This window comes from Streptomyces sp. P1-3, assembly GCF_050613155.1.
Taxonomy (GTDB): Bacteria; Actinomycetota; Actinomycetes; order Streptomycetales; family Streptomycetaceae; genus Streptomyces.
In genome coordinates this window covers 6,441,129-6,458,774 of the sequence record NZ_CP192512.1, presented here as the reverse complement: position 1 = coordinate 6,458,774, position 17,646 = coordinate 6,441,129, and the positions used below count along the sequence as shown (strand labels likewise).

General features: G+C 72.3%; 13 protein-coding genes and 2 pseudogenes. All 15 read left to right on the top strand.

All coding sequences use genetic code 11. The features are described 5' to 3' along the window. The first annotated feature begins 244 nt into the window (after positions 1 to 244). The 15 genes and pseudogenes from ACQUSR_RS27575 (at position 245) to ACQUSR_RS27505 (ending at position 17,604) form a co-directional block, all read left to right on the top strand. The gene (locus ACQUSR_RS27575) at positions 245 to 1,018 is read left to right on the top strand and encodes a hypothetical protein (protein WP_431045307.1); all 774 of its coding nucleotides are present in this window, start codon (positions 245 to 247) and stop codon (positions 1,016 to 1,018) included. A gap of 615 nt (positions 1,019 to 1,633) precedes the next feature. Beyond that, positions 1,634 to 2,005 (top strand): hypothetical protein, encoded by a 372-nt coding sequence (locus tag ACQUSR_RS27570; protein WP_431045306.1) that lies wholly within the window; start codon positions 1,634 to 1,636, stop codon positions 2,003 to 2,005. A 200-nt stretch (positions 2,006 to 2,205) separates the two neighbouring features. Next, positions 2,206 to 2,412: pseudogene (locus ACQUSR_RS27565) on the top strand (ABC transporter ATP-binding protein); the annotation flags it as partial. A gap of 497 nt (positions 2,413 to 2,909) precedes the next feature. Next, on the top strand, positions 2,910 to 4,877 hold the full coding sequence (locus ACQUSR_RS27560; RefSeq protein ID WP_431045305.1) for an ABC transporter ATP-binding protein: 1,968 nt from the start codon (positions 2,910 to 2,912) through the stop codon (positions 4,875 to 4,877). A gap of 71 nt (positions 4,878 to 4,948) precedes the next feature. Continuing rightward, a complete protein-coding gene (locus tag ACQUSR_RS27555) occupies positions 4,949 to 5,833 on the top strand; it encodes an NUDIX hydrolase (protein WP_431045304.1) in 885 nt (294 codons plus the stop codon). Between the two features lie 92 nt (positions 5,834 to 5,925). Beyond that, the gene (locus ACQUSR_RS27550) at positions 5,926 to 6,954 is read left to right on the top strand and encodes a phosphotransferase enzyme family protein (RefSeq protein ID WP_431047881.1); all 1,029 of its coding nucleotides are present in this window, start codon (positions 5,926 to 5,928) and stop codon (positions 6,952 to 6,954) included. After that, positions 6,938 to 8,323, top strand: coding sequence for an MFS transporter (locus ACQUSR_RS27545; RefSeq protein ID WP_431045303.1), 1,386 nt, complete (start codon positions 6,938 to 6,940; stop codon positions 8,321 to 8,323). Before ACQUSR_RS27550 ends, ACQUSR_RS27545 begins: the two co-directional genes overlap by 17 nt. Then, positions 8,320 to 9,642, top strand: coding sequence for a protein-L-isoaspartate O-methyltransferase (locus tag ACQUSR_RS27540; protein WP_431045302.1), 1,323 nt, complete (start codon positions 8,320 to 8,322; stop codon positions 9,640 to 9,642). The genes ACQUSR_RS27545 and ACQUSR_RS27540 overlap by 4 nt, the downstream gene beginning before the upstream one ends. Further along, entirely contained in the window at positions 9,639 to 10,496 is an 858-nt protein-coding gene (locus tag ACQUSR_RS27535; RefSeq protein WP_431045301.1) for a class I SAM-dependent methyltransferase, read from the top strand. Before ACQUSR_RS27540 ends, ACQUSR_RS27535 begins: the two co-directional genes overlap by 4 nt. After that, the gene (locus ACQUSR_RS27530; RefSeq protein ID WP_431045300.1) at positions 10,493 to 11,872 is read left to right on the top strand and encodes a phosphotransferase; all 1,380 of its coding nucleotides are present in this window, start codon (positions 10,493 to 10,495) and stop codon (positions 11,870 to 11,872) included. Before ACQUSR_RS27535 ends, ACQUSR_RS27530 begins: the two co-directional genes overlap by 4 nt. A gap of 44 nt (positions 11,873 to 11,916) precedes the next feature. After that, a pseudogene (gene fxlM / locus ACQUSR_RS27525) lies at positions 11,917 to 14,275 on the top strand (methyltransferase, FxLD system). Next, entirely contained in the window at positions 14,272 to 14,697 is a 426-nt protein-coding gene (locus tag ACQUSR_RS27520) for an AAA family ATPase (RefSeq protein ID WP_431045299.1), read from the top strand. Before fxlM ends, ACQUSR_RS27520 begins: the two are co-directional and overlap by 4 nt. 101 nt (positions 14,698 to 14,798) lie before the next feature. After that, entirely contained in the window at positions 14,799 to 15,770 is a 972-nt protein-coding gene (gene hemC, locus ACQUSR_RS27515) for a hydroxymethylbilane synthase (protein WP_431045298.1), read from the top strand. After that, complete coding sequence (locus ACQUSR_RS27510) at positions 15,767 to 16,660, top strand: hypothetical protein (protein WP_431045297.1); 894 nt, start codon at positions 15,767 to 15,769, stop codon at positions 16,658 to 16,660. The genes hemC and ACQUSR_RS27510 overlap by 4 nt, the downstream gene beginning before the upstream one ends. A gap of 59 nt (positions 16,661 to 16,719) precedes the next feature. Then, entirely contained in the window at positions 16,720 to 17,604 is an 885-nt protein-coding gene (locus tag ACQUSR_RS27505) for a glycosyltransferase family 2 protein (RefSeq protein WP_431045296.1), read from the top strand. Positions 17,605 to 17,646: the final 42 nt, after the last annotated feature.

Sequence of the window (17,646 nt, the reverse complement as noted above, 5' to 3'; positions counted from 1 at the left end):
CGCAGTCCGGCAAGTGCTTTCAGGGACCTGCGATCCTGCGCGGGTTCCGTCCCTTCACCCTGACCGGCGCGGACGTCGACCCAAGCCAATGTCGCCGGGGCTGCAGAGCAGACTGCGAAGTCTGCCGTTGTGGACCACGACCGGCTGGGTCAAAGGCAAGGGCCGATCGGTGTTCGCCGTGGCCGACTCCGGGGTCGCGCGGGTCTTGGCGGGCCGTCTGCCCCTGTGGAAGCCAGGAGGGAACGTGCAGCAGTTCACGGCACTGTTCGGACGGATGCACGTCACACCCCTGGACGTTGCGGGCGCCCAGGTCACGTACGAGACGGGAGGCGTAGACGGGGCCGGGGACGCTGCCCTGGACCAGCCGGCCGACGCGAGCCTCACGGAGGACTTCCGGCGGGGAGTCGCCGCGCTCCAGGACCTCCTGGTACGCGACGAGCCCGGGACTGCGGAGGCTTTCACCGGCTGGACCTGGCTGGCGGGACTGGAGGTCCGGCTGCTCCCCGGCCTGCGGATCCGCCTCGATCCGGGAGACACGTACGAGCTCATCGAGCTCCCCGTCGACGCGCAGATCGACCGCGGCCGCAACACGCTGTTCCTGCACTCGCACACGGCGCTGACCACCAAGGCGGGTGCGGGCGCGGCCATCGCCGCCCACTTCGCGGAAGAACGGTCTCGCGTAGGCCACAGCTGGCGGGTCGTTGGGGAGGAACACCTGGTGGAGACAGGGGCCGGAACCGCCTCACATCGGCAGGGCAGCGGGACCGCGAGGAACGGCAGCGGCTTGCCGAAGAACTGCGCCGGCGTGCTCAGCGGGCTCCCGCCCCGCCGATACCGAACGGGAAGCCGGCCCCTCAGCGGGGCACGGGCTCCGGCCCGGCTATCCCCGTTGACTCGACCGGCATCATCCCGCCGCCCCGCACTGGTTCAGCTCCCGCTCCCGCGCCCTAGCCCGGAAGCCCCGGACCTGGCGCCCAGTCCGGCCCGCAGCACGCGCCGGTCGTGCGCCCCCTGGTAGACGCGGTCGACTTCGACGTGCTGCCCGGCAAGGTCACCCGCACTGGAACGCCGTCCACACCGGGCAGCACCCCTGCCCGTACGCTGGGGACGGCGGGACCTTCGCCCCTCCGACACGGGATCTCACTCCCCCAACCCAGGCCCGGGCCCCGCCCCGCAGCCATGCCTCACCGCTCGGCTACGCAGACCACCACACGGAGGAGCTCGTCATCCAGGCGCTCCGCCGGATCCTGCAAGAGCAGGGTGTCGAGCTGTACGACCAGCGGGGTGCGTCGGGGGTGGGCGCCGACGCATACGACTCGACCGGGCGCTATTACGAGATCAAGGCCCACGGGCGTGCTGTTCCGGGCGAGCTGACCCTGACGCGTTCGGAGTTTGTAAGGGCCTGGTCTGAGGGCGATAACTACACGCTCGTGATCGCCTCACACCTGGAGAAGGGCGCCGGCAAGCCGACCCTCCGCCTGGTGAACGACCCCGTGCACCGCTACGAAGTCGAACCGCACGTGGCCTCGACGAACAGGCACGCTCCACGATCGAGTCCACCGCCCCTACAGAACCGTGGGAGAGCGCCATCGCAGCCCTCCTGCGCATCCACTGCCGGCCCGAGGGGTCCCCCGTGCCGCAGCCAGAACTGGATCTCGCTCTCCAGGAGGCAGTTGCGGTGATCGCCCAGCCCGACCCGGCGACTGCTGCATTCCAGGTTCGCGTCGGACTGGCTGCGCTCGACCCGGTCCGCGATCGAACCAGCCCTCATGCGGTTCACCTGCAGAGCGCCATCGCCGACGTGGCCGTTCTCGACGCCTACGCCGCCCGCGACGTACTGAACCACGACACGGAAGGCTCCTGCCTGGTCCGTGAGCAGAGGAAGAAGCTCGAAGCCGTACTCACTGCCGCGGGGCTGGGCGCAGGGGACCTTCCGCCGGCATACATGCAGGTCCTCGCCGAAGCCGTGGACAAGGCCGAGGGCGTGCTGCGGAGTCTTTTGTAAGTTGCCGGGCGGAGCCTCGGCGTTTCGGCCAACCCACCGCTTCGCGCTCCTGTTGCAGGGAGCGGATCGATGCATCTTCCACGCTCCGCCACGCGCTCTATCTCGGGATTCCGAGACCGACCGAAACACAGGTGTTCGATATCCCGGCTCGGTCGTTGAGCCTCACGACCACGCCGGACGACCGTCTAGGGAGACCAACATTGACCTCGGCCGCCACGAACGAGCAGCAGGACACCACGCCGCCGATTCCACCGCCGGCGGAGATCACCTACAGCGGGCAGTGCTCCGTCAATGCGCTCGCCGAGGTCTCCTTCCGGCGGATGTGCGCGCAGATCCCGGCTGTCCTGGGCAGGATCGCCCGATTGTCGTGGCGTACCGACCGGCGGGCCGTGCAGCTCCTTCTCGGCCGCCGTGGTCGAGGCGGTGTGCCGGGTGGAGGCCGCGGCGAACACCGAGTTCGTCGAGCGCGTCTGGGACCGCGACGGCTCCGGCCAGATGATCTCCGTCTACGCGCCGCCGTACGACGGCACAGCCGAGGCACTCACGCTCGGCGAGGGTCGTCGTCAGAGCCTCGTCGCACCAGAGAGACTCCACGGCTACCGCATCCCGCCCCTACCTGCGCACCGTCGTCGACCGCTGGCTGGCGAACCGGCGGGCGCCGGAGAAGGGGGCGGGCCGGTGAGCACGAGCGCGGTCATGCCTCCGGAACGTGTCGACTTCTCGGCGCAGCACCCGTACCTCGACGCTGCGCTCAATCCCGGCCTCGGCCGGCGCCCTGAACAGTCCAGCCAGGCCAGGGGGCAGCGGCATCCAGGTCGCCGTCCTCCGGGCCCACACCGGACCACGTGCCCGTCCAGACCCGGCTTCTCGCCAACCATGCCGCTCTATCCCTCTTGGAGGTTTGGTGTCCACCTGGCTCAGAAGGCCACCCCAGCAATCGACGCTCTCCCGCAGTGAGCAGCTCCTGTTCAGCGGCGCGTTACGGCATGACAAGGCGTGGGCGCAGTACGAGAATCCGCTGCTGAGGGTGTCATTCTGGGCGATGGCCAAGCAGTTCCCGGCCATGATGGCGAGCGTCGCACAGGCCGCGCGGCGCGAGGACCCCCGGGCCCTGCTGGTCCTGCTCGCGGCGGAGCTCGGGATCGGGCTGATGCGCGCCTTCACACTCGTGGCCACCAATCAAGTTCTGATTGCGATCTTCTCCGCCGGTCCGACCACCGACCGTCTGCTGGACGCCGCGCCCGCCCTTGGCGCGGCCGCCGCGGTGACGGCTGCGTCGTCGATGCTGTCGGCGGTGAGCGTGGCGGCGTCCGGCCGCCTGGAGCCGAAGATCGAGCGGGCTTGCACGGCCCGGTACTACCGGGGCCTGGCCCGGGTGGAGCTGGCCACGTTGGAGGACAAGGACGCCCAGCGCGCTCTGGACGCCGGCCGCTACGGGATCCGCTCCATCCGCTCGATGCTCAACTCAACCATCCAGGTCATCAACACCCTCATCGGCCTTCTCGCAGCAGCCGGAGTCCTGGTACTCCTCCACCCCGTCCTCGTGCTCGCCCTGCTGTTGATCGCGGCGCCGAAGGCATGGGGCGCGGTGGCGGTCGTCCGACGGAACTACGCCTCCCGCCGCGCCTGGCTCGACCACGTCCGCGCGACCGACATGGTCACCTACCAGCTGGCCCGGCCGGAGGCGGGCCCGGAAATCAAGGCACACCGCGCCGGCGAGCTGCTGACGAGCGCCTACGAGGACATGGCCGCCACCGCGGCGCTGGAGAAGCAGCGCCTGGCCTACGCCGAGGCCGGCACGAACCTGCTGGTCTCGATGATGTCCGGGGTGGCCGCCGTCGCCGCCTACGGAGCTTTGGGGGCGTTGCTGTGGTACGGCAGTATCCCGCTGGCGGCGGCCGGCACCGCGGTGATCGCGGTCCGTACCTCGAGCCAGAATCTCACCAGCCTGGTGATGACCATGAACCGGCTGTATGAGGAGTCGATGTACCTGGCCGACCTGGAGACGGCCAACGAGCTGGCCGAGCGCAACGCGATCCCCACCGGCGGCCTCCCGGTTCCTCAAGGCCCGGTCGACGTGCGCTGCGAGAACGTGTTCTTCTCCTACCCAGGTTCCAAACAACCCACCCTGACCGATGTGTCGTTGACGATCCCCGCGGGGAAGGTGGTGGCGCTGGTCGGAGAGAACGGCTCCGGCAAGACCACGCTGTCCAAGCTCCTCGCCGGGCTCTACCTCCCCTCCCACGGCCAGATCTTCGTCAACGGTGTCGGAGTACGTGACGCGGACCGGGACGCCGTCTTCGACAAGGTGGCCCTGTTGTGTCAGGACTTCCCTCGCTGGTCGATGACGGCCCGCGCCAACATCCACATCGGCCGGCCCGAACTGGACCTCGACCAGGCCCGTGTCGAGCAGGCCGCTCGCGAGGCCGGAGCCTTGGACGTGGTGGACTCGTTGCCGGACCGGTGGGACAGCATCATCGTCAGCGGGTTCGAACGCAGCACCCAGCTCTCGGGTGGACAGTGGCAGCGCATGGGCAGCGCGCGAGCCCGGTACCGCCAAGCCCCGCTGTTGATCGTCGACGAGCCGACCTCGGCCCTGGACCCGAAAGCGGAGATCGAGGCGTTCCAGGCCCTGCGATCGATGACCGACGACGGGACGACGGTGCTGCTTATCACGCACCGGCTCGCGGCGACCGCGACCGCCGACCTCATCTATGTGCTGGACCACGGCCGCGTGGTCGAGCACGGCAGTCACGCCGAACTCATGGGCCTCACCGACGGCCACTACCGGACGCTGTACGAGATGCAGGCCGCCCAGTACACGCAGACCCCCTCGTGCGCTGTCCTTCCTCGTCCCACCGCGCACAGCTGAACGCCCGCTGGCGTCTTGCCCGGGCACAGCTCGGGCCCTTCCGAACGACTCCTCTTCGAAGGCGGTGACCCATGATGAACGACTTCACCACCGGTACGGCGGCCCTGATCGTCAACTCCCGTGGCCGCTACCTGCTGCACCTACGCGACGCCAACAAGAAGATCTGCGACCCGGGGACGTGGAGCATCCCGGGCGGCGACCGCGAAGGAGCGGAGTCCTCACGCGAGGCGGTGGAGCGGGAACTCCTCGAAGAGACCGGCCTGGTGGTCCCGCTGGAGGAGTTCACGGTGGTCGACAGCCTGGGCCCCGACGGGGCCAAAGGCCGGATTCGCGTCTACCTCGGAACCTGGGACGGCGACGCCGATGACCTGCCGTGCCCTGAGGGCATCATGTTCCGCCACTTCGACGCCGACACCATCCCGTACCTGACGATGTGCCCGTGGACGAAGGAGGTCATCGACCTCCACCAGGCTCAGGCCATCGCCCCGCCCCCTGTTCCGGCGCAGGCCCGGCCCGGCGGGCAGGCGCGTCTCAACGTCGTCGGCGTCCACCTCTACCTGGAGCAGGACGGCAAGGTCCTGCTCGGTCTCCGGCATCCCGACGCCGCGTTTGCGGCCTCCACCCACCACTTCCTCGCCGGACACTGCGAACAGGAATCCGCTATCACCTGCCTGGTCCGCGAGGCGGAGGAGGAGGCCGGGATCGTGATCGACCCGGCCGACCTGGAGCTGGCGCACGTCGTGCACATGGTGGACCACCCCGGCGGGCAGCCCCGCATGGGGCTGGTCTTCCGCGCCCGCCAGTGGGCGGGTACGCCGCAGGTGCGAGAGCCCGACCGCTGCGTGTCCTGGGGCTGGTGGCCCGCCGACGCCCTCCCCGAGGAGATCGTCCCGTACACCCGCGCCGCGATCGAGGGCATCCGGGCCGGCCGCCTCTACACGGAGATGGGCTGGTGACCGTTGACCACTACCCCACGCCCTCTGCGATCGAGGCTCCGCTGCGGCTCGGCGGCCGCCGCCCGGTCCATCTGGGGGTGCCGCGATGAGCGCTGAGTCCGACGCGATGGTCGTGGCAGGCATCCTCCCGCGCTGCTACCGGATCGTCCCCACCTTGGTCGTCGACGGTCACAAGGGGACCGCGACGCGCAATTACCTGGCCGAGGACTCCGCCGGCCGGCGGTGGTTCGTCAAGACCTATCCCGCCAGGCACGGACCTCCAGGGGGAGCACGAGGCGCTGCGGCTGGGCGAGTTCGCCCGCGGCAGCGGGATCCCGGTGCCAGCGGTTCAACGGTCGCTGGCCGGCGACCTCATCGTCACCGCCGACGGGATGGCGGTGTCCGTCTCCGGGTACGTCGATGGCGCGCAGACCGCGGAAGGCGGCCTCTACGGCGGCCGGTGGGCGGCTGTCGGCGAGGCTGTGGGGCGCCTGCACCGGGTTCTGGCCCAGCATCCGGCCGGGCCACCGCGGCAGGTCCCCGCGAGCGAGGTCTGTGACGTCAAGCGGGCAGGCCAGCGTCTGGAGCGGCTGCTTGCCCAGTACGCGAAGGGAACCGTTGGCGGGGAGTTCGCCGCGTGGGCGCGCCAGACCGCCGAGCAGCGGCTCGCCGCGTTGCCCCAGGTGGCGGCCATGGTGAAGGCCCTGCCTCCGATGTTGACGGCTCAGACGGTGCACGGGGATCTGGCCTCGCCGAACGTGCTGATGCGGGAGCAGGAGGTGGCGGGTCTGATCGACTTCCGGCCGCCCGGTCAGCGCAGCGCTGCGTGGGAGCTGGGCCGGATCGTCCTCGATCCGCGCACGGTGCTCGCGGGCCCGGACTGGCTCGCGGGCATGGCCGAGGGGGTCGCGGCCTACCGAGCGGCGAACCCTGGGCTGCCGGTGGAGGACTTGCTGGCCGTGCCCCGGGTGGCGGCCGGCTACATGGCTCGCTCGGTCTACCCGCTGTCCGAACCCATCGACAACCCGGCCGCGGTCACCCCGGAGCTCGAGGCGTATGGGCGGGCCCGGCACGCCGTCGCGGGCGTCCTCGCCGAGCGCCTGGACGAGGCCGAGGGGGTGCTCCGTGACCGCCTCACCTGATTCCGCCACCGCGCCCACGTCGTTGTGGCGGCACCGCGACTTCCGGCGCTACCTGACCGGCCAGACCGCCAGCGTGGCCGGAAGCTCCATCACCTCGATGGCGCTCCCGGTGCTGGCCGTGCTCAAGCTGGACGCCACCACAGGACAGGTCGCCTGGATGGCGTTCCTGGGACAGCTCCCGCCCGCGCTGCTCGCGCTCCACGCCGGTGCGCTCGCCGACCGGCACTCCAAGCGCCACCAGATGATCACCGGTGACCTGGTCAGCGCCGCGGCCCTGGCGACCGTGCCGCTGGCAGCGGCCCTCGATGCGCTGACCCTGGCGCAGCTCATGGTGGTCGCCGCGGTCCAGGGTGCCGCGGGCGTGCTGCACGACGCGGCGGCGATCAGCCTGCTGCCGAAGCTGGTCGACCGGTCCCTGATCCAGCGGAGCAACAGCCGAGTGGGCGCTCTGTTCGCGATCGCCGCGACCGGCGGCAGCAACGTCGGCGCCATCCTGACCGCGCTGCTCGGCCCGGCCCGCGCCCTGCTCGGCGACGTCGCGTCCTACCTTCTGAGCGCCTGGTGCACCGCCCGCATCAAGACCCGCGAGACCACCCCGGCCCGGGCGAAGACGCGTCGGCTGCGGACGGAAATCGCCGAGGGCCTGCGGTACGTGCACGCCGACCACCGGCTGAGCGTGCTGACTTGGGTCAACGCCACCACCTCGCTGGCCCTGGCGTTGCTCAACACGTTGTGGGCGCTGTACCTGCTGCGAGTCCTGGAGATGAGCGCGACCGTCTTCGGCGTGGTCCTGGGGGTCGGCGCGCTGGGGGCGGCCGCCGGCGCGTTGTCCGCCCCGGCCCTCGCGCGACGGTACGGGCCCGGGCCGATGATGCTCGGCGCGCTCGCCCTCACCCCGCTCACCCAGGTCCCGTTGCTGCTGGCCTCCCCGGGCCTCGGCTGGGAGATCACGATCGGCGCGGCCCTGTTCCTGCAGCTGGCCTGTGCCGGGGCGGCGGGCACCACCCAGCGGTCGATCAGGCAGATCATCACCGAGTACCGGATGCAGGCCCGGATGCAGGCCGTGAGTACCTGCCTGACCTCGGGCGCCCGGCCGGTGGGGGCGCTGTTGGCCGGCGGGCTCGGGACGTGGGCCGGAGTGCGGCCCGCGCTCGTCGTCGGCGCCTGCCTGCTCGTCGTGCCGCTCGTGGTCCTGGCCCGCTCACCGCTGCGCGCTCTGCGGCACATGCCCGACCCTCCGCCCGAGCCGGATGACCTGACCGACTCCGCTGGGCAACCGCAGGCGGCTCCCTTTCCGACCGTGCCCGCCCCTGGCCCGGCGCCGGTTGACGTCCGCCGTGAGGGCTCGATGGAGGGAGGTGCGTCGTGACGCAGCTGAACACCGGCGGAACAGAGGCCGGCCCGGCCGCGCTGGCGGTGCCCGAACCGCGTACCGCCGCGCCGGAGGAAGGCGTTGCTGTGGTCCCGTCCGCCGCCGCGGGTCACGCCGCTCCGGACATCGCGGCCGCGCGGGCAGCGATGGTCGCCCGCCTGGAGGAGGCCGGGGAACTGGATGCCGGCCCGGTGCGCGAGGCGCTGCTCGCGCTGCCGCGCGAGGTCTTGATGCCGCAGGCGTACGTAAGGCGCAGCGCCCCCGACGAACCGCCGCGCTGGGAGCTGCTGGACTGGGCCCGGCCAAAGCACCGGGACGAGCTGCTGCGCCTGCTCTACAGCGGGGACAGCGTGCTGATCCAGCACGACGGCGAGCCGATCCTCGGCCGCGCGGCCGGCTTCCGGTCCTGGGGCTCCATCACGGCGATGTCGAGCACGATGGGCATGACCGCCGGCCTGCTGCAGCGCCTGGACCTGCACCGCGGGCAGCGGGTGCTGGACGTCGGCACCGGCGCCGCTGTGACCGCCGCCGTGGCCTGCTTCGTCTGCGGCGACGACGGCGTGGTCACCCTCGACATCAACGGGCACGTTGGCGACGCCGCTCGAGCGCGCCTGACGGCTGCGGGGTACAGCCCGGCCGTGGTGACCGGGGACGGCCTGGCTGGCTGGCCCTCATTCGGCCCGTACGACCGGATCTTCGTGTCCTTCGCCGTCCCTCGCATCCCGCCGGCGTTGGTCGCCCAGCTCGCGCCGGGCGGACGGGCGCTAATGACGCTGGGCACCACCTCACCGTCCTGGCCGGGCCTGGCCGTGATCACCAGAACCTCGGCCGGCGCGGTGGAGGCGGAACTGGTGGCGGTGGAACTCGGGCACCGTGGTGGCGCCGGCTTCGACCGGCTGTTCCTATCCGCCGCATTCCGCAAGAGGATCGCCACGGGCGAGGGGGAGTGGACCCAGCGCAGCCGATTGCGGCCCCCGGCGGACACCGACCGGGGCATGTGGCTGGCCCTGGACCACCTCCACCCCGGGCTCGTCCGCGACTTCGGCGCGGACGACCTGACCATCGGCGCGCCCGGGTGCGGGTCCTGGATGCGGGCCCGCAACGTCGGCACCCGCCGCTGGGAGGTCACCACCTGCGGGCCGCGCGACATCTGGGCGGAGCTCCACGACGTCGCCGCCCGCTGGCGTGCGGCCGGGTCACCCGACACGTACCGGCTGCAGATCGACTCCAGCGGCGCCCAGCGGGTGACCAGCCACCTCGGCGCCCTGTCCTGGCCTCTGCCCGACCCCTCTCGCACCCCCGGAGACGCACAGTGACCAGCCGTTCCGACGAGCCGTCCAAAGGCACCGCCCTCGCGGGCGAAGAGCTGTTCGGTATGACGGCCGCCGAGTACGCCCGCTACCGGCCGGGCGTGCCGGACGCCGCCGTCCGCCTGCTCGCCGCGACCCTGCACGGTGTCCCCGCGCCGGTCCTGCTGGACCTGGGGACCGGGACTGCTCAAGTACCGCGCGCGCTGCCGCCCGTCGTCCCGCGGCTGGCGCACGTCGGCCTCGTCGACGTCAACCCGGGGATGCTCGCGCAGGCGATGGCCGAGCTCGAGCCCGTCCTTGGAACGTGCACGGCCTCCGCGCACGCCGGCGAGGCCCAGACCTTCGTCCCGCAGACGCAAGGGCGGCGCCCGGATCTGGTCACCTGCTGCCGGGCCTTTCACTGGATGGACCGCCCAGCGGTCCTGCAGATGGCGGACCGGGCGGCCGCGCCGCACGCCGCCGTGGCGATCACGGGCGACGGGAGCCTTGGGACTCACGGCGCTGACTGGACCGTCGCGCTGCGCGAGCTGATCCAGACCTACCTCGGCGTCCGCCGCCGCGCGGGCGCCCGCGGGACCTACACCGAGCCCGGCCGGTCCTACGAGGACGACCTCGCCGACTCGGCGTTCAGCGACGTGAGGGAGCACCGCTTCCCCGTCAGCCGCGCCTGGAAACCCGAGTCGGTCGTCGGCTACCTCCGCAGCACCAGCTTCGCCCGGCCCGACCTCTTCGCCGACCGGCACGGGGAGTTCGAGGCCGAGGCTCGCCAGCGGCTCAAGGCGTACACCCACGGCGGGGTGCTGAGGGAGGAAGCGGTGTTCACCGTGCTGCTGGCCCGCCGGCCGGGGGCCGCGTCGTGAGCGGCCAGCAGCGGCACCGGGAGCCGGTCGACGTCCACCTGATCCTGCGCCGAGACGGCGCCGCGGGCCCCGAGGTCCTGCTGTCCCGCCGCGCGGGGGCCGTCTACGCCGCGGGCCTGTGGCATTTGCCGTCCGGGCACCTGGACGGCCCGCACGAGGACGTGGTCGACGCGCTGATCCGCGAGGCACACGAGGAGACCGGTGTCGCCATCGACCCGGCAGAGGTCCGGTTCGCGGTCACTGTGCATCATCGCAGCCCTGGCGGCGGGGCCCGGACGGGGATGTTCTTCGAGGTGCGCACCTGGCAGGGCACCCCCGGCATCCGGGAGCCGGCCGTCTGCGACGCGATGGACTGGTTCGCGCTCGGCGCGCTGCCGGAGCCGATGGTCGCGTACTGCCGGGCCGGACTGGATACCTACCGGGCCGGCCAGACGATGGCGGTGCACTTCCAGCAGCCTGGCGACCCGATCGCCTACGCCCCGGCCCTCGACCGGCGCCGCCCCGTCCCCGCGTCCGGGACGGTCGGGCCGGACGCTCAGGTGCGGGCGTTCGCTGAGCGGGCCGTCGGGCGCGTCACCGGCTGCACGGACGTCTCCTGGGCGCGGGACGGCAGCCGAGTGTGGCAGGCCCGCGGCGCCGAGGACGGGACATGGTTCGTCAAAGTCCACCAGAGCCCCCGGTTCCACCAGCGGGAGACGGCTGCCTTCCGCAGCTGGGTCCCGGATCTGGGCGTGGCCGTGCCCCGCCTGGTCGCCGCCGACGAAGCGCTGCAGGCCGTCGTCATCACCGCGGTCCCGGGGTGCTCCCTGCGCGGCACCGTCCACCCGCCGGCAGAACAGCGACGGATCTTCCACCGCATAGGCCAACTCGCCGCGGCCATCCACCACAGCGCCCCGGCCCGGCCGGCCACCGACGACACCGTGCCCCTGGGGAAGTGGGAGCGGCACCTCGACGCGGCCCGCCCCTACCTGGCCGCCGGGGATGAGGAGTTCATCCGAGCGGTGGCGGCGAAGGCCACGGGGCTGCCGGCCCTGGAGACAGTGCCCACGCACGGCGACTTCCAGCTGCGGAATCTGCACTGGGAAGAGGCCACCGGAACCCTGTACGTCATCGACTTCGAGCGCAGCGAAAACGGCCCGGCCGTACGGGACTTCGTGCGCCTGTCCGACGCCTGGGACGGTCGGCCGGACCTGTACGAGGCCGTGATGGCCGGCTACGGCCGGCTGTTCACCGCCGTTGAGGAAGAGCACCTGGTTGTCCTGTCGGTACTGGATGCCGTCTCCGGCATCCAGTACGGCGCCGCCCACGGCGACCTGGAACTCGTCGAACGCGGCCGCCGCACCCTGGCCCGGCTCCGCACCGCGGGCCGCCCGTGACCAGCACATCGTCCATCGAACGTGAGAAGTTGAGGAGCAGCACGATGGGGTACACCGCCCGCGAGGAGTGGCAGCAGCACTACGCCGAGGGGAAGGGGTTCCGGCAACTGGGTGACGCCGAGCGGGCGCTGCTTGCCGAGCACGCCCCCGTGCCGGAAGGCGGTGGCCGGGCGCTTGACGTGGGCTGCGGCACCGGGGAGCTGGCCGCATACCTCGCCTGTCTCGGCTACGCGGTGGACGCCATCGACTACGCCGACAGCGCGATCGCCCGGGCCCGCGAGGAGCACCAGGACGCGGAGCGGGTGCGCTGGCTGCAGCTGGACATCGAGCGCGACGACGCCGCCGAGCTGCACGGGGACGGCTACGACCTGGTCACCCTGCGCCTGGCATACCCGTTCCTGCGCGACCGCAGCCGCGTCCTGCACTCTCTCGGCGAGCGGCTGCGCAAAGGCGGCGCGCTCGTGGTCATCACGCCCACCGCCGAGCACACCCCCGCCGAGCGGCGCGACATCGCTCTCGACGAGGACGAGATCGTCCTACTCACCGCAGGCTGGCAGCGGGCCACACGCCTGGAAGCGGACGAGCTCGCCGTCCTCGTCCTGCGTGGCCCCTGCGACAGGGACACCACCGCGGTCGAGAAGCGGCCGACCACCGGCCACGCCCTGACCGGCGCACTCGCGGTCGTCACCGACGAGGCGGGCCGGGTTCTGCTCGGCCGGTCCACCCAGGGCATGTGGGAACTGCCGGGCGGCAAGACCACCGGGTCGGAGGATTTCGCCTCCGCGGCGGTACGGGAGCTGGCCGAAGAGACCGGCCTGACCGCGTCGGCTGCCGATGCGTACGTGGTGGCGATGCTCGCCGACGACAGCCACGGCGTGCCTCGGCTCACCGCGGTTGTCCGGATCACCGCCTGGTCCGGGACCCTCACCAACCGCGAGCAGAAGCTCTTCGAGCGGTGGGAGTTCCACGACCTGCACGGCCTGGCCTGCGTCGGCGACATCTTCACCCCGGCCGCGCAGGCACTGGGCGCCATCTGGCCCGGCGTCATTCCCGACCTGCCGCCGGTCCACGCCTACCCGCTCGCCACAGGCCAGCCGCCCGTGCCGGGCGAGCCGGCCGAAGCCAAACGCCTGCGCCGGAAGATGGCCGACGCGGTCATCGCCGGCGGCTGGGCTCCGTCGACGGCGGTTCAAGAAGCGCTGCGTGCGGTGCCCCGGCACCGGTTCGCGCCGGAGAAGGACCTGGGGACCGCGTACGACGACGACCTGGCCGTGGTCACCCGCCGCGACGAGACCGGACGGGCGACCAGCTCGGTGTCCGCGGCCTGGCTCCAAGCCGACATGACCGAGGGTCTCCGGCTGCAGCCCGGCGCGGTCGTGCACGAGGCCGGGTCCGGGGGCTACAACGCCGAGCTGATCGCGGCGGTCGTCGGCCCGGACGGCCGGGTCGTCACCGGCGACATCGACGCGTACGTCGTGCACCGCACCCGCAGGTTCACCGCGGAGGCCGGTAGCGGCCACGTGAGCGCCTACCACGGCGACGCGGCCCTCGGCGCGCCCGCGTACCTCGTCCCCCGGGGCGGTTTCGACGCAAGCGTGATCACCTACAACGTGTGGGACATCGCCCCGGCCTGGCGCGAGCAGCTCGCCGAAGGCGGGCGCCTGATCCTGCCGCTGGAGATCGGCGGCTACACCCGTGCCATCGCCTTTGAGCGGCGCGGTGATGTGCTGCACGCGCGGAAGTTCACCCACTGCGGTTTCGTCCCCGCCCAGGGCGAGCACGCCCGCACTGCCCTGGCCGTCGATCTCCTCGACGGCGAGCTGCGGATCCGGTTCGAGGACGGTGACCCCCGCGATGTTGAGGGGCTGGAAGAGGGCGTTGCGCGGGCCCCGCCATGAGGTCGCCACCGGGGTGACCATGGGGTCCGGCTTCTACTTCGGCTCGCTCCAGCTGTACGCGGCCACGACCCTGCCCGGCTTCTGCCGCCTGGCCGCCCGCGCGGAGAAGGGCACCGGCGCCACCCAGATCGCGAAGGGCAGCGACGCGCCGACGATCCTCGGCGACGCCTCCCTGGCCTACCTCGTCCACGTGCAGACCCGGCACGGTGACGACCCCGCCGAGCGGGAGTGGGAGTGGGTCGTGCACGCCTTCGGCGACCAGGCACCGCACCTGGCCGAGCAACTGGTGGCCACGGTCCACGCCTGGGACCGCAACGTGCGCAGAGGCGCCGACCCGGACCTCACCGTCCACCCGGCCGGCACCCCCGATCGCCTCCTGCCTCCGGGGGACGTCCTGGACAGGCCGTGCTCGCGCCTGGTGTTCCAGTGGCCGAGCCGTGACGCCCGCCTCCCGGCCCCCGTTGACCGGGGGGAGGCTGTCGCCGCGACCAGGGAGGGCGCGTGATCGTGTGGCTCAACGGCCCGTGCAACGGCGGCAAGAGCACCCTCGCCGCCGAGCCGCGCCGCGCGCTGGCCGACCACGTCCGGCGTCCCCGGGACTACCAGGACCTGCCGGCCTGGCGGGAGTTGACCGGCGCGCTTGTCACCGGCCTCGCCCGGCATACCCGCGGTCCCGTCATCGCGCCCATGACGGTCCTCAACCGCGCATACGCTGCCGAGCTCTTCACCTCGCTCCGCCAGTCTGGCGGCGGTTTTCACCACCTTGTCCTGCACACGACCCCGGAAGTCCTCCAGGCACGGATCGAGGCCAGCTGGGAGTACCCCGGAGATCCCGAGCGAAGCGAAGCCGTGCGGGCCCACCGCCGCTGGCGCGCCGCCGACTACTACGAGCCGCCACCGGCTGGATGCACGCGGACGGGCACGTGATCGACACCAGCAGTCTCACCCCCGGCCAGACTCTCCAGTACGCCCTCGCCCACCTCCACGTCGGCTGCCCCTCAGCTCCTCTTGCCTGAAAGCGATCCACGATGACCACCAGCACGACCATCAGCCGGTTTCGGATGGGCACCCGCCCCAGCTCCATGGCCATGGAGCAGACCGGCCGGATCGAGACGGCCTTCCGGTCCCTCCATCCGGACATCGACCTCGAGATTCTGAAGATCACTTCCCAAGGGGACCAGCACCGGGGCCCGCTGGCCGAGTTCGGCGGGAAGGGAGCCTTCACCCGCCGCGCCGACGAGCACCTCCTCGACGGCCACCTCGAGGCCACAATCGCCTGCGCCAAGGACATCCCCGGCCCCCACGACCGGGCCCCTGGGATTACGGTCGGAGCGGTCCTGCCCCGCGAGGACGTCCGCGACGTCCTCGTCCTGCCCGCCGGGCACCCGCCCGCCACCCTGGACGACCTGCCGCCCGGCACCCGGGTCGGCACCAGCGCACCCCGCCGGGCCGCCCTCCTCAAGGCCCTCCTCAAAGCCCTCCACCCCAAGCTGGTCCCCGTACCGATCCGCGGGAACGCCGACACCAGGCTGAACGCACTCGACGCCGGGACCTTGGGCGCGGACGCCGTGATCGCCGCCCTGGCCGGACTGCACCGCCTCGACCTCGCGCACCGGGCCTCCCAGATCCTGGACCCCACGGTGTGGCTGCCGGCCGCGGGAGCAGGAATCATCGTCATCGAGCACCGAACCGACGACCACACCGCCAACGGCCTCCTCGCCCCGCTCACCCACGCCTCCACCCGCGTCGCTCTGGACGCCGAACGCGCCGCCCTCGCCACCCTGCACGGCGGCTGCCTGACCGCCGCCTCCGTCCACGCCACCCTCGACGAGGCAAGCGGACACGTCACGGTGCACGCGGTCGTCCTCGACCCAGCCGGCGGCGCCCCCTTGCGCTCGGTCACGACCGGCCCCGCGGCCGACCCCGCCGATGTCGGACACCGCGCAGGGGAGCAGCTGCTGGACACCGGCGCCGCCCGCCTCCTGGGCGTAAGGCCGTGAGCAGCGCATCAGCGGCCGGAGGCGGCCAGGTCGCGGGGCGCACGGCCGTGTTCGCTGCGCCGAGCGAACGCGACGACCAGGTGCGGATGCGGCGGGCGCACGCGGCCGCGGCACGGAACTTCGACGTGGAGGCAACCGGGCCGGAAGCCTGGGGCTGGCAGGGACGCACCCTCGGCCGCCGAGCCGGCCGCTGGTGGCTGCGCCTCCTCGCCGTTCCTGAGGAGAAACGCGGCGGTCGTCTATGGGAGGGAACGGTCACTGCCGACGCCGCGCTTCCCCGCTCCGTGCCCCGTCCACGGCTGCACCACGTGCTGGACTGGTCCGCGGAAGGCCACGCCTACCGCGCGGAGTTGACCGAGTACGTACCCCTCCCGGCCCTCCAGGCAGGAGGGCCCGTCCTGCATTCGGACGTGGAGCTACCCGACTCCTGGTGGGCAGACCTGCGGGCCGCACTCGCCGCCACCGCAACCGTCACCACGGAGCGACAGGCCGTACGCCAGCAGTGGGTCGACAGGAACTTCGCCCGCTTCCTGGGCATCCCCGCCATCCGGATCACGGACTGGACGACTGGCCACGGCGACCTGCACTGGGCCAACCTCACCGCGGCGCCTCTGGTCGTCCTCGACTGGGAGGGCTGGGGGCGGCTGCCCGTCGGCTACGACATCGGCCTCCTGCACGCCTACAGCCTGACCACGCCGTCGACCGCCGCCCGGATCCGGGCCGAGTTCGCCCACATCCTCTGCACGCCCGCCGGCCGGACCGGGGAACTCGTCGCGCTCGCCCAGCTCCTCCAGGTCGTCGGACGTGGCGGCCATCCGGAACTCGCCCCGCACCTGGCCCGGCGCGCCGAACAGCTCACCGGCACCCCCGTGCCCACCCCCACCTCATGAACAGCCGGTCCCGGCCGAACACGGCCGCGCGCACAGGCTCCGCTCCGGAGAAGGGCGCCATGCCTCAGCCCCGCGTCGACGTTGTCCTGCTGACCATGAACGACCGCCCCACGGAAGAGGCGGCGACCCAGGCGACCCTCCTCGCGCAGACGGGCGTCGATCTGCGGATCTGCGTCGTCGGCAACGGCTGCACCCCCGACATCGTCCCCGCCGACGCCAAGACGGTCGTTCTCGCGGAGAACGTCGGCATCCCCGGCGGCCGGAACGCCGGCGCCCGCGCTCTCGCGGAGGACAAGCAGCCGGGGAAGTTCCTCTTCTTCCTCGACAACGACGCCAGCTTCCCCCGTCCGGACATCCTCGCCCGCCTCGTCGCTGAGGCCGAGCAGCGCCCTGAGGCCGCCTACGTCCAGCCGCGCCTGACAGGGCCCGACGACGCCACCACCCCACGCCGCTGGGTTCCGCGCCTGCGCGCCGGCCACCCGGGACGGCCCGGCACCATCACCACCATGACCGAAGGCGTCGTCCTCATCCGGCGCGCCGCCTTCGACGCGGTCGGAGGGTGGGCGGAGGGGTTCTTCCTCTACCACGAGGGCCTCGACCTCGCCCAACGCCTCTGGGGCCAGGGGCACACGGGCTGGTACGCAGCCGGGATCCGGATGCACCACCCCCTCACCCAGCCCACCCGGCACGCCCTCTTCCACCGGCTCGCCGCCCGCAACCGCGTCTGGGTGGCCTATCGCAACCTGCCCGCACCCTTCATCCCCCCGTACCTGCTCGTGTGGACCATCGCCACGGCCGTGAGGGCTGTCCGCGGAGGCGGGGCCCGGGAGTCCCTCCGCGGGTTCCGCGAAGGGTGGGCCGGCCGCCATAGACAGGACCGTCGACCGATGAGGTGGCGGACCGTCCTTCGCCTGACCGCCGCCGGCCGCCCACCGCTCCTTTGACACCCCGTACGCCGCCGTTGCCCGCACAACCCTCAGTCCCGA

What these genes read in the sequence shown, in the direction of transcription:
- hemC (WP_431045298.1), top strand. Translation starts at nt 14,799, where the DNA reads ATGACCACCAGCACGACCATCAGCCGGTTTCGGATGGGCACCCGCCCC.
- ACQUSR_RS27505 (WP_431045296.1), top strand. Translation starts at nt 16,720, where the DNA reads ATGCCTCAGCCCCGCGTCGACGTTGTCCTGCTGACCATGAACGACCGC.
- ACQUSR_RS27555 (WP_431045304.1), top strand. Translation starts at nt 4,949, where the DNA reads ATGATGAACGACTTCACCACCGGTACGGCGGCCCTGATCGTCAACTCC.